This window comes from Lysinibacillus sp. NPDC093688, from assembly GCF_050280145.1.
In the GTDB taxonomy this organism is placed as follows: Bacteria; Bacillota; Bacilli; order Bacillales_A; family Planococcaceae; genus Lysinibacillus; species Lysinibacillus xylanilyticus_B.
On record NZ_JBNNUX010000041.1, the window covers coordinates 1 to 19,451 of the forward strand.

A 19,451-nucleotide genomic window follows, 5' to 3' on the forward strand; every position below is an offset into this window, starting at 1 on the left:
CATTTCGGTAATGCCACAGGACGTGGCGTTTTTACCGATGCAGGTCAGTTAGCCGTTATCGCATGGATGCGATGATTTTAGGCTAACATCCTATGAAATTTCGTGACATCCGCCGGAGGCTTTAGGCCAACATGATGTTGGTCACCCATGCGTTTTCACAGGATGTGAAGGTCTTAGCCTGAGTTCCTATGTTTGGACACCTGCTGAAAGAAGTTGAAACGAATTTCGTACTTAGTTAGAATAGATAGTATACTGTGAAACAATGGAGGCAGTTCTAGTGAGCGAACAAAATAAAACATTCTATATAACAACCCCTATTTATTACCCAAGTGGGAAATTCCATATTGGTACAGCGTATACAACTGTAGCATCAGATACAATTGCACGTTATAAACGTTTACGTGGTTATGATGTACGTTTTTTAACTGGAATGGATGAGCATGGGCAAAAAATTCAAGAAAAAGCCGCTGAAGCGGGCAAGCATCCTCAAGAATACGTAAATGAAATTGCAGATGCTGCGAAAAAGCTTTGGGCATTAATGGACATTTCATACGATGACTTTATTCAAACAACGCAAGAGCGTCATACGAAAACTGTCGAAAAGATTTTCCAAAAGTTTTTAGATAATGGTGATATTTATAAAGGTGAGTATGAAGGTTGGTACTGTACACCATGTGAATCATTCTTTACTGAGACACAATTAGTAGACGGTAACTGTCCAGACTGTGGTCGTTCAGTACACAAAGTTAAAGAGGAATCTTACTTCTTTAATATGAAGAAATACGCTGATCGTCTTTTAGCTTATTATCAAGAAAACCTTGATTTCATTGAGCCTGAATCTCGAAAAAATGAAATGATTAATAACTTTATTAAACCAGGGCTAGAAGATTTATCTGTTTCAAGAACATCATTTGATTGGGGCATTAAAGTTCCAGGAGACCCTAAACATGTAATTTATGTATGGGTAGATGCTTTAACTAACTATATAACATCATTAGGTTATCTTTCAGAGGATGAAACATTATTCAATAAATATTGGCCGGCAGATGTACATGTAGTTGGTAAAGATATCGTTCGATTCCATACTATTTATTGGCCAATTTTCTTAATGGCTCTAGATTTACCACTTCCTAAAAAAGTGTTTGCTCATGGTTTTATCATGATGAAAGACGGTAAGATGTCTAAATCAAAGGGCAATGTTATTTATCCTGAAATGTTAATAGAGCGTTATGGTTTAGATGCAACAAGATACTTCCTATTGCGTGAGTTACCATTCGGCTCTGATGGTGTATTTTCGCCAGAATCTTTTGTTGAACGTACAAACTTCGACTTAGCAAACGATTTAGGCAATTTATTAAATCGTACTATTTCAATGATTAATAAATATTTCGATGGCATTATTCCAACTGAAAATCTTCAATCGACAGAGTTTGACGCAGCTTTAAAAGAACAGGCTGAATCAGTACGTATTAAATATGAAGAAAGTATGGAAAAAATGCAATTTAGTGTCGTATTAGCCGACTTATGGACGCTAGTTTCAAGAACGAATAAATATATAGATGAAACTCAACCATGGGTGTTAGCTAAAGAGGAAACAGATAAGCCAAAATTAGGCGCTGCTATGCGAAATTTGGCGGAAAGTTTACACCAAATTGCTGTCATGTTACAACCATTTATGACATCTACTCCTAAGCGAATTATTGAACAATTAGGGTTAGATGACAAATTCTTAGCATGGGAAACAATTGAAACATTCGGCAATACTATTCCAGCAAACATTAAAGTGGTAGAAAAAGGGATTCCGATTTTCCCTCGTCTAGAAAATGAAGTTGAAATTACGTATATTCGTGAGGAAATGCGTGGTTCAGTGAAAACTCCACAAAAAGAAGAATCAAAAAGTGAGGAAAAAGCTGCGGAGATTCCAGAAATTCCTGAAATTACTATTGATGATTTTATGAAGGTGGATTTACGTGTAGCCACTGTGACAGCGTGTGAAACTATTCCAAAAGCAGATAAATTATTAAAGCTCCAAGTGGATCTTGGATATGAGCAACGACAAGTAGTTTCGGGTATTGCAAAGTTCTACTCTCCAGATGAATTGATTGGTCAAAAAGTAATTGTAGTCGCTAACTTAAAGCCAGTTAAATTACGCGGTGAATTATCGCAAGGAATGATTCTAGCTGGTGAAAAAGATGGGATTTTAAAATTAGCATCGGTTGATTCAAAACTAGAGAATGGTGCAAAAGTAAAGTAAAAAAATTTAGGAAGGCCTGCTGAATGGAAAAAGTTCAGCAGGCTTTTAAAATCCGTTTGAAAAATGAGTAATTTATTATCTTAAAATAATTTATGCGCAGTAAATATTAGATGTTTTTAGGTAAATAGTAGCAAATACGGGGTCTATGGATATGTGTAATGTTATAATACAAAATTGTTTGTAACAAATTTGTAACACTACTGCAAAATATGAAATAATAATTTTTAATAAAATCTATGTTAGGAGAATGACGATGTTCATTGATACACACGTACACTTAAATGCAGATCAGTATGAAGAAGACTTACAAGAGGTTATAGATAGAGCTCTTGAGGCCAAGGTAGAAACTATGGTTGTTGTTGGTTTCGATCGCAAAACCATTGAAAAAACAATGCAACTGATTGAACAATATGATTTTGTTTATGGTGTCATAGGCTGGCACCCGGTTGACGCCATTGATTGTAGACAAGAGGATTTAGATTGGATTGAGGAATTAGCAGCACATCCAAAGATAGTGGGTATTGGTGAAACTGGGTTGGACTACTATTGGGATAAATCACCGAAAGATGTTCAACAAGCCCTTTTCCGCAAGCAAATTCATTTGGCACAAAAGCTGAATTTACCAATCATTATTCATAACAGGGATGCAACTGGAGATGTTGTACAAATTTTACGTGAAGAAAATGCAGCTTCCGTGGGAGGCGTTATGCATTGCTTTAGTGGCAGTGTGGAAACCGCACATGAATGTATTGCTATGAATTTTATGATTAGTCTTGGTGGGCCGGTGACATTTAAAAACGCACGAATGCCGAAGGAAGTGGCAACAGAAATACCAGTAGAGCATTTGATGATTGAAACAGATGCACCGTATTTAGCGCCCCATCCATATCGGGGGAAACGTAATGAACCAGCTTTTGTGCCGTTAGTTGCAGAAGAAATTGCACGTTTAAAAGGTTTAACGATTGAGGAAATTGCACAGGTAACGACAATCAATGCGAAAAAATTTTTTAAGATTGACAATTAACTAGCTGAGACGCCTCCAATACTAGGTTTGTGGTTGGCTAAAAAGGCGATGTCAATTTTCTTAGAAATACATTCGGGTTGACAGTGCCAAATCTAGTACGTATAATCCAACCTTGTATATTAAGGAGGCGTTTTTTCATGTCAAATAATTCCATGAAAAACTTGTTCTTAGGATCATTGAGGAGTAAGCAAACAGTAATAAGCGTTATTTCACTTATTCTGTTTGTATCTGTAATTTCATTCGTACTTTATCAAGGTACTAAAAAAACCGTAACGCTTGATGCGAACGGAGAAGCAATCGAAGTAACAACACATGCCAAAACTGTAGAACAATTATTACAAGGTCAAAATATAGACGTAGCAGAGCATGACAAAATATCACCCTCTCTGAACACCAAAATTGTTAATGGATTAGCAATTTCATGGGAACAGGCAAAAGAAGTAACTATTTCAGTTGATGGAAATCAGTCAAAAGTTTGGACAACTGAAACACAAGTGAAAGACATTTTGAAAGAAGCGAATATTGAAGTATCAGAGCATGATTCTTTAAAACAAAGCATAGATACAGAAATAGGAGCAGACAACAAGATTGATATTCAAAAAGCGTTTCAAGTATCGCTTGTCGATGGCGTAAACAAAAGACAAGTATGGTCCACTTCGACTACGGTCGCTAACTTTTTAAAACAACAAGGAATTCAGCTAAATGAATTCGATCGTGTCGAGAATAACCTGAAGGACGTAATAACTCCACAGAGTAAAATCACAGTAGTTCGCGTAGAAAAGGTTATCGATGTAGTGGAAGACTCTTTAGATTTCGCAATTGAAAAGAAGCAGGATGCTGCATTGCAAAAGGGAAAACAAAAAGTTGTAACAGCAGGCCAAAAAGGTTTAATAACTAAAACGTATGAAATCGTAAAAGAGAACGGCCAAGTTGTAGCGAAAAATCTACAATCTAAAAATATTGTAAAAGAACCGCAGAAGCAAGTGGTTGCAGTAGGTACAAAAGCTGTAGAAGCTACTGTAGCTGTAGCTAGTGCATCGACTGTATCACGTGGTTCAACAGAGCCAGCTAGCGGTAAAGAATTTTATGTAACGGCAACAGCCTATACACCTTATTGTAATGGCTGCTCGGGGACATCTGCCACTGGCATTGATTTACGATCAAGCTCTGGATTGAAAGTAATTGCAGTAGACCCTTCTGTTATTAAGCTTGGCTCAAAAGTTTGGGTCGAAGGCTATGGAACAGCTATAGCAGGCGATACTGGTGGTGCAATTAAGGGTAATAAGATCGACATACTTGTACAAACTGAAGCTCAAGCTAGTACTTGGGGAGTAAGAAAAGTTCGTATAAAAGTATTAAATTAAAAAAATTGTAAAATTAATCAAAAATGTTTTTTCACTTAACGGCTTTCCTGTTTTGACTGGCAGGAAAGCTTTTTTATTTTTTTTCAGTCATTTGTTCTGGGGGATAATATATAGTTATATCTACAGAAAGTAAGCTGTAACATCAATTGCTAGGTCTACTCGAAAGCGAAAGTACAAGCAATAGCAAAGCTGAGGGAGAAAATTATAGGAAGGTAAATAGCCGTGTATTTCTGTACAATCATACAGTGCAGTTGTAAAATGGTCTGAAGATATGGTAGAAAAGAGGAGCCTTTTTGCAAATAAAAGAAATCATTGTTGTTGAAGGAAAAGATGATACAACCGCTATTAAGCGAGCTGTACAAGCAGATACAATAGAAACAAATGGATCGGCTATTTCAGAGGAAACACTAAAGAGAATTCAACATGCACAGGATAAAAGAGGTGTTATCGTTTTTACTGATCCAGATTATCCAGGACGTCGAATTCGTGCCATTATCGAGGAGCATGTAAAAGGTGTAAAACACGCTTTTTTATCAAAAGCTAAAACCATTGCGAAAAACGGTAAAGGACTAGGCATAGAGCATGCAGCAGATGAAGATATTCGCGAGGCACTACGGCATGTCTATACCCCTAATGATGTTGAGCCAACCACTGATGACATTACGCTCGAAGACTTGATGACGGCACGTTTAACCGGCCACCCACAGGCGAAAATTCGTCGTGATCGTCTTGGAGAAATTTTGAATATTGGTACAACAAACGGTAAACAACTTCATAAAAGATTAAAAGTGTTTCAAATCACAGAAAAGCAATTTGGTGCGGCAATCGCACAGGTAGATCAGGAGGAAAATGATGCATAAGGATATTGCAACACCAATTAGAACACAAGAAATCTTAAAAAAATATGGATTTTCATTTAAAAAAAGCTTAGGTCAAAATTTTTTAGTAGATCCGAACATTTTACGAAATATTGTTAGTCACGCAAATTTAACTGAAAATAGTGGTGCAATCGAAGTTGGCCCTGGCATCGGAGCATTAACAGAGCATTTAGCGAGAGGTGCAAAAAAGGTTGTATCTTTTGAAATTGATCAGCGATTATTACCTGTATTAGAAGACACACTTAGTCCATATAATAATGTTACGATTGTACATTCAGACATTTTAAAGGCGGATGTTGCTAAGGTAATTCAGGAAGAGATGCCAGGTATTGAGGATATTATGGTTGTAGCGAATTTACCTTATTATGTGACGACTCCGATTTTAATGAAATTACTTAATGATCGTTTGCCAATTCGTGGATTTGTTGTCATGATGCAAAAAGAGGTAGCAGAGCGTATTACAGCTAAACCTGGAACGAAGGAGTACGGTTCTTTATCAATTGCGATTCAATATTATGTGAAAGCTGATATTGCCATGACAGTGCCGAAAACTGTTTTCATGCCCCAGCCAAATGTGGATTCAGCAGTGATCCGTCTTATTAAACATGATGAACCTCCAGTAAAAGTAATTGATGAGGATTTTTTATTTGTTGTTACTCGTGCGTCGTTTGTACAAAGACGAAAAACAATTTTCAATAATTTACAATCTGGTTTACCAAATGGTAAGGTACACAAAGAAAAAATAATGGATGCTTTACAAGCAGTAAATATTGAACCAACACGTCGAGGAGAGACTCTAACCATTCAAGAGTTTGGGAAATTAGCCGATGCACTACACCCTACGTTTGCAAAGTAAAAAATTTTTGTTAACTTTTTTGAGTATATGTAAAAAAATATGGTCTTTTTATGAAAAATAAGTTGACAACAATTATAATTGGCTGATAAAATATTATATTTTGTTGACATTTTTGGGCGGATCGCTTATACTAATAAATAGTGAGGTGTAAGCGAAAATGCCAAAAACTTTAGCGGACATTAAAAAGTCGTTGGATTGTCATTTGGGTAAACGTTTGCAGTTAAAAGCAAACGGAGGTCGCAAGAAAACGGTCGAGTGTGCAGGGGTATTGCGTGAGACATATCGCGCTATCTTTGTGGTTGAGCTTGATCAAGAAGACAATACGTGCAAGCGCGTATCGTATAGCTACACAGATATTTTAACTGAAGCAGTAGAGATTACATTTTTAGACGAAGCAAAGACTGCTATCGCAAAATAGTTTCTAGTACTTATTTCTATATTCTAAAACACTCATGTATGTTAAAAACTACATGAGTGTTTTGCGTTTTCTGGGACATACTAAATTCGTCAGTTGTAAAAGGAGGAGTTTAGTATGCCTAGAAAAGGTATTATGTCACCTCGTTTAAAAGAAGAGATCGCTAAAGAGCTTGGATTTTATGATGTTGTGCAACGAGAAGGCTGGGGTGGCATTAAAGCTCGAGACGCCGGTAATATGGTCAAACGTGCCATCGAAATGGCTGAAAGAGCAAGTAGTGAGCAAGAGAATAATAAGTAGCCTGTGAACTAGGCCGCTTATTATTTTTAACTTCTTTCAGCGTATGTCTTTTGTACCGAAAGCTCTCTCACCTCTATAGGTGGTGAGAGGAGTCACTTTTCAGCGGGTGTCCAAACATCTGCTGAAATAGAAGAACTCAAGCTAAGAACATCACATCCTGTGAAAACGCCTGAGGTCCAACATCGAGTTGGCCAAAAGCCTTAGGTGGACGCAATTATGCCTCGGCATAAATGATCTTCATTTGCAGGGATGAAAGCTTCCTGTAGACACAACAACGCAACTGACGAGAGAGAACCGTTACACCAAATAGGGGTATACGGTTCTTTTTTTCCATTTTCACTTTCCCATTATGGTAAAATAAAATGAATTAAAAGATGAACGATAGATTTATCTTCATTCAGAAAATCTTTAATATAGCGAAAGTGAACGCCAGCTACTGATATTTTGTAACAGTTACAGAAGACTCCCACATGTAAAGGTAGTGAGAGGTTCAAATATCGGCTGAATGATCTGGCTGTAATTGATAAGTGTAGCTATAAGGAGGAAGAAAGATGCTTTATGTAAAGGCGCCTGCAAAAATAAATTTAACATTAGATGTGCTTTATAAAAGACCAGATAATTATCATGAAGTAGAGATGGTCATGACAACTGTGGATTTAGCTGATCGTATTTGTTTAGAATCTCGAGAAGATGGTGTAATAGAAATAATTTCGACTGATAATTTCGTACCAAATGATCACCGAAATTTTGCTTATCAGGCAGCGCGTCTAGTTAAAGATACATACGGCATTGGACAAGGTGTATCCATTACTATAGAAAAGGAAATACCAATCGCAGCGGGATTAGCGGGTGGCAGTAGCGATGCGGCTGCTACACTGAAGGGTTTAAATGAGCTGTGGAATTTAGGGTTATCTATAGATGAGTTAGCTGAATTAGGTGCGAAAATTGGTTCAGATGTTTCGTTTTGTGTCTATGGAGGCACAGCATTAGCAACGGGGCGTGGAGAAAAAATTCAGGAATTGCCTGCACCACCAAACTGTTGGGTAGTTTTAGCTAAGCCTAAAATAGGTGTCTCTACTGCAGAGGTGTATGGAGGTTTAAAGGTTGAAGGGTTAGAACATCCAAATACGAAGCAAATGATCCGTTCTATTGAAACGGAAGATTATGAGCTACTATGTGCATCAATAGGAAACGTTTTGGAAACTGTAACATTTAAGCTGCATCCAGAGGTAGTAATGTTAAAGGAACAGATGAAGCGCTTTGGTGCAGATGCAACACTAATGAGTGGAAGCGGTCCGACGGTGTTCGGTTTAGTGGATAGTGAAGCCCGAGTAAGCCGTATTTATAATGGTTTACGTGGTTTTTGTGAAGAAGTATATGCAGTTCGGATTTTAGGCGAGCGAAATACGCTTGCTTAAAACCGCAAATTTATGTTAATTTTACCTATAAATATTCGTGTTTAGGAGAGGGTCGCATGAAATGGAAACGTAGTGAACGACTAGTTGATATGACGTACTATTTACTAGAACATCCACATCAGCTGATCCCGCTAACTTATTTTTCTGAACTATATCAATCTGCAAAGTCTTCTATTAGTGAAGATTTAACGATTGTAAAAGAAACTTTCGAAGAAAAAGGAATCGGGTTATTGATGACAGTACCGGGCGCTGCAGGAGGAGTTAAGTATATTCCTAAAATGTCCCAAGCCGAGGTCCGTTTAGTTATTCATGATTTAAAGGCGGAGCTTGAGCATTCAGATCGTTTGTTACCAGGCGGTTATTTATTTATGACGGATTTACTAGGCAATCCAGATTTAATTAATCGAGTTGGTAAGGTATTTGCATCCGCATTTGCTGATCAACAAATTGATGTCATAATGACTGTCGCTACAAAGGGTATTTCAATTGCTCATGCGATAGCAAGACATTTAAATGTACCGGTTGTTGTTGTCAGAAGAGATAGTAAGGTAACTGAAGGCTCTACAGTTAGCATCAACTATGTATCTGGTTCTTCCAGAAGAATTCAGACAATGGTATTATCAAAAAGAAGCATGAAGAGTGGGCAACGAGTGCTTATTACTGACGACTTTATGAAGGTCGGAGGTACAATGAATGGCATGAAGAATCTATTAGAGGAGTTTGACTGTCAACTAGCTGGTATTGCAGTGCTAGTAGAAGCTGAGCATGCAGACGAAACTTTAGTAGATGATTATTATTCACTAGTGAAGCTTCATGAGGTCAATGAAAAAGACCGTACAATTGCATTAAGTGAAGGTAACTATTTTTCTAAAAGGGGAAATGACAAATGAAAGTAGTAGCAACAACAAATGCACCAGCAGCAATTGGACCATATTCACAAGGAATTATTGTAAATGGCATGTTTTATAGCTCAGGTCAGATTCCACTAACAGCAACAGGTGAATTAGTGGAAGGGGATATCACTGTTCAAACAAACCAAGTATTTGCTAATTTGAAAGCCGTTTTAGAAGCTGCCGGAACAACTTTAGACAGCGTTGTTAAAACGACCGTTTTTATGAAGGATATGAACGACTTTGTTGCGATGAATGAAGTATATGCTAGCCACTTTGGTGATCATAAGCCGGCACGTTCAGCGGTAGAAGTTGCACGTCTACCAAAAGATGTGAAAGTAGAAATTGAAGTTATTGCCATCGTTAAATAAGAAATTTTAAGCTCACTAAAAGAGAAATGATTAGCTCTTTTAGTGGGCTTTTTTTCTCCATTCTATAAATGTTTTTGTAGACAAAAGCAAAGCAATAGCAACAAATGTTTTATGTGCGAAAGCGAAGCGACAGCAACAACGTGTTTTGTCTGTGCGAAAGCGAAGCGACAGCAACAATTACACCAAGGTGAAAAGACGACCGACAAACAATTGTCAATAATTACGTAAATTAGAGAAAATTATACTAATAAGTATTCAAATTTTTTAGAAAATTTGATAGACTGTAAAAAGGAAAATATTCGGTAATAAGAATATTGTATTTTCATTTAGGCATCTAAGAAGAGAGGTGGTGAGAAAATGGAAGTTACTGATGTAAGGTTACGTCGTGTACAGACTGATGGTCGCATGCGTGCGATTGCTTCCATTACGCTCGACAATGAGTTCGTAATTCACGATATTCGTGTGATCGATGGCAATGCAGGTTTGTTCGTTGCTATGCCAAGTAAACGGACACCAGACGGTGAATTTAGAGATATTGCGCATCCTATTAATTCTACTACTCGTAATAAAATTCAAGAGATTATTTTAAACGAGTACCATAATTCAAGCGAGGCAGAAGCGACAGAAGCAACAGAAGCAACAGAAGCAACAGAAGCAACAGAAGAATTAGAAGGAATCGGCGTATAGCTTGATGGAAATAAGTGTAAGTTTGACTACGGTGATTTATACTTATGGTGAAAGTAAATAAAAAGAACTCTTCTTAATTGGAGAGTTCTTTTTATTTTGAGAATAAGAGAAAACGAGCAGTTTTTAGGACATACATATTAACATTCGAGCATAAGGTGCATTTGATTTAGAAATTCACCTTTTTGTCAAGTCAACATGCCTTGAAAATAGATGGATTTTGCTATATAGTCATAAGAGAAAATGAGCGTATTGGAGGACTTACAGATGAGCAACATTTTTGCTGTCATTTTGGCTGCAGGTCAAGGTACACGTATGAAGTCCAAATTATATAAAGTGCTACATCCGGTATGTGGGAAGCCAATGGTGCAACATGTGGTGGATCACATTCAAACGTTAGATGTGAAGCGCATTGTAACGGTTGTAGGACACGGTGCAGAAATGGTGAAACAACAGCTTGGCGATAAAAGCGAGTATGTTTTACAGGCTGAACAGTTAGGGACAGCTCATGCTGTACAACAGGCAGAGACAATTTTAAGTAGCGAAGAAGGGACAACATTAGTTGTTTGTGGTGATACACCACTTATCCGCCCTGAAACGATGCAAGCTTTGTTCGAGCATCATCAAGCAAAGAATGCCAAGGCAACAATTTTAACAGCCATTGCTGAAAATCCAACAGGCTACGGTCGTATTTTACGTGGCGACAATGGACAAGTGGAGCAAATTGTTGAGCAAAAGGACGCTTCAGCAGAGCAGCAATTAGTGAAAGAGATTAATACGGGCACATACTGCTTCGATAATAAGGCCTTATTTGAGACATTAAAACTTGTGAAAAACGACAATGCACAGGGTGAATATTATTTACCTGATGTCATTGAAATTTTACAAAAACAAGGTGAAGTCGTTGAAGCATATGTAACTGGGGATTTCGAAGAAACACTTGGTGTAAATGATCGTGTTGCTCTGTCTCAAGCAGAGACGCTAATGCGTACAAGAATTAATGAAAAGCATATGCGTAACGGTGTCACAATTATTAATTCAGAAGCAACATACATCAGCGCTGAGGCAATGATTGGTCGTGATACTGTCATCCAACCAGGTTCTATGATTGAAGGTACAACTGTTATTGGTGAAGATTGTATAATCGGACCAAACACACAAATCATTGATAGCCGTATCGGTGACCGAACAACTGTACATTCTTCTGTTGTACGTGAAAGCGCTGTAGCAGAAGACACAGCTATAGGACCGTTTGCAAATATTCGACCACTTTCTGATATAGGCAGCCATGTGAAAATTGGTAACTTTGTAGAAGTGAAGAAAAGTAAACTAGGCAATGACACGAAAGTATCCCACTTAAGCTATATTGGCGATGCTGAAATAGGAAGCAAGGTCAATATTGGCTGTGGTTCCATTACAGTAAACTATGATGGGAAAAACAAGTTCCAAACGATTATTGAAGATGATGTATTTGTAGGATGTAATACTAACTTAGTAGCGCCAGTGAAAGTTGGAAAAGGTTCATTTATTGCAGCAGGATCTACAATTACAAAAGAAGTTCCTGAGGATGCACTTGCAATTGCTCGTGCAAGACAAGAAAACAAACCGAATTATGTAAGCAAATTAAATTCAAAATAATTATCAACTAAACAGGAGGCCATCATGCCGTATCATTATGCAAACTCACAATTAAAAATATTTTCACTTAACTCTAACAATCCACTTGCTCAAGAAATTGCGCAAGAAATGGGTGTTGAATTAGGTAAATCTTCTGTTAAGCACTTCAGCGATGGAGAAGTTCAAATTAGCATTGAAGAAAGTATTCGTGGTTGTGATGTGTTTATCGTGCAGTCTACTTCTGCACCTGTAAACGAACATTTAATGGAGCTTTTAATTATGGTAGATGCTGTAAAACGCGCATCTGCTCGTACAGTAAACGTTGTAATGCCTTACTATGGTTATGCACGTCAGGACCGTAAAGCAAAAGCACGCGAGCCAATTACAGCTAAATTAGTAGCAAACTTACTTGAAACAGCTGGTGCAACACGTGTTATCGTTTTAGATTTACATGCACCGCAAATCCAAGGTTTCTTCGATATTTTAATCGACCACTTGATGGCAGTGCCTTTACTATCTGATTACTTCAAATCAAAAGGTATTTCAGAAGATGAAATCGTTGTTGTTTCACCAGACCATGGTGGTGTAACTCGTGCTCGTAAAATGGCAGAACGTTTAAAAGCACCTATTGCAATTATTGACAAACGCCGTCCAAAACCAAACGTTGCAGAAGTAATGAACATTGTTGGTAATGTTGATGGTAAAGTGGCAATCTTGATTGATGATATTATTGACACTGCAGGTACAATTACAATCGGCGCGGATGCATTACGTGCTGCTGGTGCGAAAGAAGTATATGCTTGTTGCTCTCACCCAGTACTATCAGGCCCAGCAATCGAGCGTATCGAAAAATCTTCGATTAAAGAATTAGTTGTAACAAATACAATCCAGCTTCCAGAAGAGAAAAAATCTCCAAAAATTACTGAGCTTTCAGTAGCTAAATTGATGGCAGATGCAATCTCTCGTGTCTATGAAAATAAATCTGTAAGTACTCTATTTGATTAATATAAATAAATAAACACATCCCAATATGTGGCTTATTAAGGACAAATCTACGTTTGCAAGTAGATTTGTCCTTTTTCTAGGTTTCTTTTGTTTGAATTTTCTTGTAAAAGGGTATATGGTGATTGTGACTTAATAATATTTACACTACTCTATGAAAAATAGTTTACCGCCTAAGGTTGGGATATATTTTGTTAAAACGTAAGTTATATGAATAAGTTGATCTTCGTTACGACTGGGCGACTCCAGGAAAGCGCCCGGCTGGAACGGAAATCAACCCCACGTTATGGTGATGAGCTAAAATGGTAGTAAATATTAGTATAGCCTTAACAAATGTCATTGAAAGTAGTGACATTTATAATAAGGCGTAAATAATTTTTCTTGGAAGGGGAAGTATAGATATGAGTACAGTATTAAGTGTTAAAAAGCGCGAAGCTGGGCACCGTTCGACATTAACCCAACTTAGAAAAGGGGGAGCCATTCCTGCAGTTATTTACGGCTATAAATTAGATTCGACCCCAATTTCTATTTCAGCGAAAGAATTCAGAAAATCCATTCAAAAGAATGGGCAAAACGGTGTGTTTTCGATGGAGTTAGATGGTAAAAAAGTGAATGTTGTTTTATCAGAAATCCAACAATGCTCTATGAAAGATGAAGTAAATCATATCGACTTTTTAGCAATTGATATGTCCGAAGCAATAGAAGCTGAAGTGCCTATTAAACTTGTTGGAGAGTCAGTTGGAGTTAGTGTGGGTGGCATATTAATGCAACCTAACTTAGATGTGAAAATTAATGTAAAACCAGCAGATATACCAGAAGCTATTGAAGTTGATATTACTGAACTTAAAATTGGTGAAACAATTACAGTAGCAGATATTCGAGATACGATTGATTTTGATATTATCAGTGAAAATGGTCATACATTGGTATCAATTATGGCTCCAGCAGTCGTTGAAGAATCGGCAGTAGATAGTGAACAAGTACAAGAGTAAAAATATTTGTTAAGGAAAGGCTACTGGGAAGCTAAGCTTCTTCAGTAGCCTTTTGTATTTTATTTAGTAAGGGCATTGGCGACGTTATTCGTGTGTATGCTTCCTTTTTAAGCCCTAACCATTTCGCGATATGTATGGTTGAAGTCATGATTTTAAATAATATCAAGTCGTTATTGAACTTTTACTTTCAAAAATTGTACAAACTGCTTTCTGTGTGCATGATATGGTAAAATAATGACTATTAGATTTGAAAGAAGAGGGGTACTTATGAAAATTATCGTTGGTTTAGGAAATCCAGGTAAACCTTATGAGCATACAAGACATAATATTGGCTTCGATGTTATTGATGTATTAGCTGAAAAATGGGGTGCACCTTTAACAAATTCAAAGTTTAATGGTATGTATGCAACGGTACATCGTCCTGAAGGAAAGGTTCTACTTGTTAAACCTTTAACATATATGAATTTATCAGGGGAATGTGTTGGTCCCCTAATGAACTATTTTGATATTGATGTGGAAGATTTAATTGTAATTTATGACGATTTAGATTTAGAAACAGGTAAATTGCGCCTGCGTCAAAAAGGTAGTGCAGGTGGGCATAATGGTATTAAATCATTAATTCAGCATTTAGGCACACAAGAATTTAATCGCATACGGGTTGGGGTTAATCGCCCACCAGCTGGCATGAAGGTAGCAGATTACGTGTTATCAAAATTTTCAAAAGAAGATCAGGCTGTCGTTGGCGAAGCTATTGAAAAGTGTGTAAATGCTGTAGAAGCATCTCTTTCAAATCCATTTCTTGATGTGATGAATCGCTTTAACGGATAACAATCATGGATATTACACAGTTGTTTAGGATGACGATTTAACTTCTTTCAGCAAGTGCTTTTTTGTAGCGAAAGTGAAACGTCAGTTACAGATGTTTTTTGTAACGTAAGTGAAACGTCACTTATAGATGTCCAAACACCCGCTGAAATAGAGGAACTCAGGCTAAGAACGCCACGTCCTGTGGCATTGCTGAAATGACCAACATCGTGTCTGCCCTCATGTTTTTTCCTGCGACAACAGCTAACTAAATATATAGTATTAAATACAATGCAAAACTATTCTCTATTTCTAAATGACCGCTAAGGTAAAATTGGAAGTGCATAATCTTTTTTCAAAATGTCTATACTTTAAGTAGAAAGTTGCTTAAAGGAGGATGATTTGGAGATGTCAGTTCGATATCGATGTCGGCATTGTGAAGTAGAAATAGGGACGCTACCATTTGATGCAGATGATACAATTCGAAAACTACATATTTTCGAATTGGGTGAAGCGGATGATTATGTTGAGAAAGATCAACATGGACAAACGACGGTGCACTGCATTTGTGAGCAATGTGAGGATTCGCTGAAACAATATCCAGATTATCACGCACTCAATAAATGGATTCAATAATTGGAAGGATGCTTTGGCGCACACTACGTGCGTCCAAAGCTTTTTCCGTTTAATTTCTTTCGGCAAATGTTTTTTGTAACGAAAGCGAAGCGTCAGCTACAAATGTTTTTGGTAACGAGAGCAAAGCGGCAGTTACAGTAGTCTGTCACCTTTATAGGTTGTTAGATGAATTTACCGACATCATGTCGGCCCTCATGTTGTTGCTGTCGCTGCGCTTTCGCACAGATAAAACCGTGTTGCTGTCGCTACGTTAGCACTGCTCTTTCGCACAATAAACATTTGCAGGCCTAAGTATAAAGCCGATTCTGGACGAAATTATGCCAAGGCATAATTGATAAAATAAACAATAAAAATGCGTATTATAGTACTAGATTACTAGTAATGGTGAAGAGAAGTATGCGTTGAAAGGAGCTTTTGACATTGGAAGTTTTACGACAGCTTGTGATGCAGGACAAACATATCACATCATTTTTACAGGAGATTCAGAGCGGTCAGTCTGCAACACAGCTTATTACAGGATTAACTGGAAGCGCGCGCCCGGTAATGGTCGATGCTTTATTTGAATATGTAAAAAAACCAATTTATATTATATCTCCTAATCTATTGCAGGCTCAGAAAATGGCTGACGAGCTGGCGGGACTTTTAGGTGAGGAGCATGTCCATTATTATCCTGCCGATGAGTTTATTGCTGCCGATTTGTCTGTTGCCTCCCCAGAGCTACGTGCTGAGCGTATCGCAACACTTGATCGTCTTGCTAGAGGTGAGAAAGCTGTTTATGTGATACCGGTTGCGGGCTTACGTAAAATGATGCAGCCTAAAGAGCATTGGCTACAGTATTTTTTACAAATAGCAGTAGGTGAGGATATTCAGATTGATGAATGGCTCCAAACGTTAGTAGAGATGGGGTACGTACGTAATTCGATGGTGACAACACCTGGAGAATTTGCGTTACGTGGTGGCATATTAGATATTTATCCTCCGTATTTAGAGTCACCGATTCGTATAGAATTATTTGATACGGAAGTGGATTCGATTCGAACATTTTCTGCGGACGATCAACGATCCATTGATAAATTGCAGAAGATTCGTATCCTTCCTGCGTCAGAAGTTATTTTGACAAAGGAAGAAAGAAAGGCGTTGGCAGGTCGTTTAGAAGCTGCATTGGCGACAAGCTTAAAGAAAGTCAAAAAGCAGGAGACGAAGGAATTACTGTATCAGCATATTCAATATGATATTGAATTGTTACAGCAAGGGAATTTACCGGACTATGTAAATAAATATGGTTCGTTATTGTATGAGAAAACAGCCTATTTAGGAGATTATTTTGTACACGATGGCGTTGTGCTGTTTGATGAGCTCGGGCGCATTCAGGAGGTTATGGATGCCTGGGAACGTGAAGAAGATGAGTGGTTTTTATCACTAATTGAAGAAGGGAAAATGGTGCATGATGTAAAGCCAGCATTCTCTTTAAAAGAGATTTTAGCAATGCTGTCTCAGCAAAAACTATATTTCTCATTATTTTCGCGAACTTTTGCAGGTGTATCCTTTAATAAGACGACGAACTTTTCTTGCAAGCCAATGCAGCAATTTCATGGCCAAATGTCATTGTTGCAAAGCGAGGTTGAACGCTGGCTACTCGGTAAATTTACAGTACTAATTGTGGCGAGAGATAAAGAGCGTGTTAAACGTGTACAGCAAATGCTTGAGGAATATGATATTCATACGACAATTGGTCATCCGACAGAAGCGGGTATTTATATTGTGGATGGCTCGCTATCTAGTGGTTTTGAATTACCATTACAACGCTTGGTGGTAGTTACAGAGGATGAGCTATTTAAACAACAGGCGAAGAAAAAAGCACGTCCTCAAAAAATGACGAACGCAGAACGTATTAAAAGCTATACAGAAATTAAAGCTGGCGACTATGTTGTGCATGTACACCACGGTATTGGGAAATATATTGGTTTAGAAACACTAGAGGTAAATGGCGCACATAAAGATTACCTACACATTCGATACCGCGCTGATGATAAGTTGTATGTTCCAGTAGAGCAAATAGATTTAATCCAAAAATATGTAGCATCTGAAGATCGTGAACCAAAGCTACATAAATTAGGTGGAGCAGAGTGGAAAAAAGCCAAAGCTAAGGTATCCTCTGCTGTGCAAGATATTGCTGACGATTTAATTAAGCTGTATGCGAAACGTGAAGCCGAGAAGGGTCATGCATTTGCGATTGATAACGACGATCAACGCAGTTTTGAGGCTTCGTTCGCTTATGAGGAAACAGAGGATCAGTTACGTTCAATTATCGAAGTAAAACGCGATATGGAACGTGAACGTCCTATGGATCGCCTCGTATGTGGAGACGTGGGATATGGTAAAACTGAGGTAGCGATTCGTGCTGCATTCAAAGCAATTCAAGACGGTAAGCAGGTAGCTTTCCTTGTGCCGACGACGATTTTAGCGCAGCAGCATTACGAAACGATTCGTGAGAGATTCCAAGACTTTGCTATCAATGTAGGACTCTTGTCTCGTTTCCGCTCGAAAAAAGAGCAAACAGCGACGTTAAAGGGCTTAAAAGAAGGGCAAGTTGATATTGTCGTTGGAACGCATCGAATATTATCTAAAGATTTATTATTCCAAGACCTTGGACTGCTGATTGTTGATGAGGAGCAACGTTTTGGTGTAACGCATAAGGAAAAAATTAAACAACTAAAGACGAATGTAGATGTATTAACGCTAACGGCAACTCCGATTCCAAGAACACTTCATATGTCTATGGTAGGTGTTCGTGATTTATCGGTAATTGAAACGCCACCAGCAAATCGTTTCCCTGTACAAACTTATGTAATGGAGCATAGCGGTGCATTAGTGCGGGAAGCTATTGAGAGAGAGATGGCGCGTGGTGGGCAAGTATTCTACTTATACAATCGTGTAGAGGACATGGCTCGTAAGGTTGATGAAATTCAAACGCTTGTCCCCGAAGCGCGTATCGGGCATGCGCATGGCAAAATGACGGAGTCAGAATTAGAATCTGTCATATTAGCCTTTTTAGAAGGTGCCTATGATGTGCTTGTAACAACAACCATTATTGAGACCGGCGTAGATATACCGAACGTTAATACATTGATTGTTCAAGATGCTGATCGAATGGGCTTAGCGCAGCTTTATCAATTGCGTGGGCGTGTTGGGCGTTCTAATAGGGTAGCATATGCTTACTTTATGTATCAACGCGATAAAGTTCTTACAGATGTAGCTGAGCAACGATTACAGGCGATTAAGGAATTTACAGAGTTAGGTTCAGGATTCAAAATTGCTATGCGTGACTTATCTATTCGCGGTGCTGGGAATCTGCTAGGAGCACAGCAACATGGCTTTATTGATTCTGTCGGTTTTGACTTGTATTCACAAATGCTACAAGAGGCGATTGCTGAGCGCCAAACAGGTGTGAAAAAAGAAGAGAAGCCTGACATTGAAATTTTATTGAGTATTGATGCGTATATCCCAGATGTATACATTCCTGACGGCTATCAAAAAATTCAAATGTATAAGCGTATTAAAGCAATGGATCAAGTGGAGGATTATGGCGAAATCACGGAGGAATTAGAGGATCGCTTCGGAGATCTTCCGATTGAAACGGAGCGCTTACTGCGAATTGCGCGGATGAAGGTACGGGGCTTAGGTGCCGGCGTGTTGTCGGTAAAAGAAAAGCAAAAAATTATTACAATATTGTTGTCTGAAGATGGGACAGTACAAGTTGATGGCAGTAAAGTTGTTGAAGAATCCATGAAATTTGAACGAGCTGTCGGTTTTGGTATGGATGGTATGCAATTGAAATTAACGATTGATGAACGAAAATGTGGGAAATATCAACCCTTTGATATTTTAGAAGAAATGATGCATATTATTGCTAACGCAAAAAAACAACAATAGATGAAAAGCTGAT

Annotated in this window: 17 protein-coding genes; all 17 read left to right on the forward strand. The window is 38.0% G+C overall.

The features are described from left to right. The first annotated feature begins 277 nt into the window (after positions 1-277). The 17 genes from metG (at position 278) to mfd (ending at position 19,438) form a co-directional block, all read left to right on the forward strand. Positions 278-2,254 (forward strand): methionine--tRNA ligase, encoded by a 1,977-nt coding sequence (gene metG, locus ACQKN2_RS21590; protein WP_427416768.1) that lies wholly within the window; start codon positions 278-280, stop codon positions 2,252-2,254. A 253-nt stretch (positions 2,255-2,507) separates the two neighbouring features. After that, positions 2,508-3,278: a TatD family hydrolase gene (locus ACQKN2_RS21595; protein ID WP_427416769.1), complete on the forward strand. Its 771-nt coding sequence runs from the start codon at positions 2,508-2,510 to the stop codon at positions 3,276-3,278. A gap of 137 nt (positions 3,279-3,415) precedes the next feature. Further along, positions 3,416-4,642, forward strand: a complete 1,227-nt coding sequence (locus tag ACQKN2_RS21600) for a ubiquitin-like domain-containing protein (protein ID WP_427416770.1) — start codon at positions 3,416-3,418, stop codon at positions 4,640-4,642. Between the two features lie 293 nt (positions 4,643-4,935). Beyond that, positions 4,936-5,502 (forward strand): ribonuclease M5, encoded by a 567-nt coding sequence (gene rnmV / locus ACQKN2_RS21605; RefSeq protein ID WP_427416771.1) that lies wholly within the window; start codon positions 4,936-4,938, stop codon positions 5,500-5,502. Beyond that, complete coding sequence (gene rsmA, locus ACQKN2_RS21610) at positions 5,495-6,376, forward strand: 16S rRNA (adenine(1518)-N(6)/adenine(1519)-N(6))-dimethyltransferase RsmA (RefSeq protein WP_427416790.1); 882 nt, start codon at positions 5,495-5,497, stop codon at positions 6,374-6,376. The genes rnmV and rsmA overlap by 8 nt, the downstream gene beginning before the upstream one ends. 157 nt (positions 6,377-6,533) lie before the next feature. Continuing rightward, positions 6,534-6,794: a biofilm formation stimulator Veg gene (gene veg / locus ACQKN2_RS21615; protein ID WP_197142748.1), complete on the forward strand. Its 261-nt coding sequence runs from the start codon at positions 6,534-6,536 to the stop codon at positions 6,792-6,794. Positions 6,795-6,908: 114 nt separating this feature from the next. Next, the gene (locus ACQKN2_RS21620) at positions 6,909-7,091 is read left to right on the forward strand and encodes a small, acid-soluble spore protein, alpha/beta type (RefSeq protein ID WP_323651183.1); all 183 of its coding nucleotides are present in this window, start codon (positions 6,909-6,911) and stop codon (positions 7,089-7,091) included. 551 nt (positions 7,092-7,642) lie between these two features. Continuing rightward, positions 7,643-8,509: a 4-(cytidine 5'-diphospho)-2-C-methyl-D-erythritol kinase gene (gene ispE, locus ACQKN2_RS21625; RefSeq protein ID WP_427416772.1), complete on the forward strand. Its 867-nt coding sequence runs from the start codon at positions 7,643-7,645 to the stop codon at positions 8,507-8,509. Between the two features lie 56 nt (positions 8,510-8,565). Next, complete coding sequence (gene purR / locus ACQKN2_RS21630) at positions 8,566-9,399, forward strand: pur operon repressor (RefSeq protein ID WP_323651185.1); 834 nt, start codon at positions 8,566-8,568, stop codon at positions 9,397-9,399. Next, positions 9,396-9,770: a RidA family protein gene (locus ACQKN2_RS21635; protein ID WP_323651186.1), complete on the forward strand. Its 375-nt coding sequence runs from the start codon at positions 9,396-9,398 to the stop codon at positions 9,768-9,770. The genes purR and ACQKN2_RS21635 overlap by 4 nt, the downstream gene beginning before the upstream one ends. A 357-nt stretch (positions 9,771-10,127) precedes the next feature. Next, the gene (spoVG, locus tag ACQKN2_RS21640) at positions 10,128-10,457 is read left to right on the forward strand and encodes a septation regulator SpoVG (RefSeq protein ID WP_427416773.1); all 330 of its coding nucleotides are present in this window, start codon (positions 10,128-10,130) and stop codon (positions 10,455-10,457) included. A 264-nt stretch (positions 10,458-10,721) separates the two neighbouring features. Then, the gene (glmU, locus tag ACQKN2_RS21645; RefSeq protein ID WP_427416774.1) at positions 10,722-12,092 is read left to right on the forward strand and encodes a bifunctional UDP-N-acetylglucosamine diphosphorylase/glucosamine-1-phosphate N-acetyltransferase GlmU; all 1,371 of its coding nucleotides are present in this window, start codon (positions 10,722-10,724) and stop codon (positions 12,090-12,092) included. A gap of 24 nt (positions 12,093-12,116) precedes the next feature. Continuing rightward, on the forward strand, positions 12,117-13,076 hold the full coding sequence (locus tag ACQKN2_RS21650; RefSeq protein WP_427416775.1) for a ribose-phosphate diphosphokinase: 960 nt from the start codon (positions 12,117-12,119) through the stop codon (positions 13,074-13,076). A 398-nt stretch (positions 13,077-13,474) separates the two neighbouring features. Then, positions 13,475-14,065 (forward strand): 50S ribosomal protein L25/general stress protein Ctc, encoded by a 591-nt coding sequence (locus ACQKN2_RS21655; protein ID WP_427416776.1) that lies wholly within the window; start codon positions 13,475-13,477, stop codon positions 14,063-14,065. 267 nt (positions 14,066-14,332) lie between these two features. Further along, positions 14,333-14,893: an aminoacyl-tRNA hydrolase gene (gene pth, locus ACQKN2_RS21660; RefSeq protein WP_427416777.1), complete on the forward strand. Its 561-nt coding sequence runs from the start codon at positions 14,333-14,335 to the stop codon at positions 14,891-14,893. Positions 14,894-15,277: 384 nt separating this feature from the next. Beyond that, on the forward strand, positions 15,278-15,505 hold the full coding sequence (locus ACQKN2_RS21665) for an anti-sigma-F factor Fin (protein WP_004229176.1): 228 nt from the start codon (positions 15,278-15,280) through the stop codon (positions 15,503-15,505). 420 nt (positions 15,506-15,925) lie between these two features. Continuing rightward, on the forward strand, positions 15,926-19,438 hold the full coding sequence (gene mfd, locus ACQKN2_RS21670; RefSeq protein WP_427416778.1) for a transcription-repair coupling factor: 3,513 nt from the start codon (positions 15,926-15,928) through the stop codon (positions 19,436-19,438). The last annotated feature ends 13 nt before the right edge of the window (positions 19,439-19,451 follow it).

What these genes read in the sequence shown, in the direction of transcription:
- ACQKN2_RS21595 (WP_427416769.1), top strand. Translation starts at nt 2,508, where the DNA reads ATGTTCATTGATACACACGTACACTTAAATGCAGATCAGTATGAAGAA.
- ACQKN2_RS21600 (WP_427416770.1), top strand. Translation starts at nt 3,416, where the DNA reads ATGTCAAATAATTCCATGAAAAACTTGTTCTTAGGATCATTGAGGAGT.
- rsmA (WP_427416790.1), top strand. Translation starts at nt 5,495, where the DNA reads ATGCATAAGGATATTGCAACACCAATTAGAACACAAGAAATCTTAAAA.
- veg (WP_197142748.1), top strand. Translation starts at nt 6,534, where the DNA reads ATGCCAAAAACTTTAGCGGACATTAAAAAGTCGTTGGATTGTCATTTG.
- ACQKN2_RS21620 (WP_323651183.1), top strand. Translation starts at nt 6,909, where the DNA reads ATGCCTAGAAAAGGTATTATGTCACCTCGTTTAAAAGAAGAGATCGCT.
- ispE (WP_427416772.1), top strand. Translation starts at nt 7,643, where the DNA reads ATGCTTTATGTAAAGGCGCCTGCAAAAATAAATTTAACATTAGATGTG.
- purR (WP_323651185.1), top strand. Translation starts at nt 8,566, where the DNA reads ATGAAATGGAAACGTAGTGAACGACTAGTTGATATGACGTACTATTTA.
- ACQKN2_RS21635 (WP_323651186.1), top strand. Translation starts at nt 9,396, where the DNA reads ATGAAAGTAGTAGCAACAACAAATGCACCAGCAGCAATTGGACCATAT.
- spoVG (WP_427416773.1), top strand. Translation starts at nt 10,128, where the DNA reads ATGGAAGTTACTGATGTAAGGTTACGTCGTGTACAGACTGATGGTCGC.
- glmU (WP_427416774.1), top strand. Translation starts at nt 10,722, where the DNA reads ATGAGCAACATTTTTGCTGTCATTTTGGCTGCAGGTCAAGGTACACGT.
- ACQKN2_RS21650 (WP_427416775.1), top strand. Translation starts at nt 12,117, where the DNA reads ATGCCGTATCATTATGCAAACTCACAATTAAAAATATTTTCACTTAAC.
- ACQKN2_RS21655 (WP_427416776.1), top strand. Translation starts at nt 13,475, where the DNA reads ATGAGTACAGTATTAAGTGTTAAAAAGCGCGAAGCTGGGCACCGTTCG.
- pth (WP_427416777.1), top strand. Translation starts at nt 14,333, where the DNA reads ATGAAAATTATCGTTGGTTTAGGAAATCCAGGTAAACCTTATGAGCAT.
- ACQKN2_RS21665 (WP_004229176.1), top strand. Translation starts at nt 15,278, where the DNA reads ATGTCAGTTCGATATCGATGTCGGCATTGTGAAGTAGAAATAGGGACG.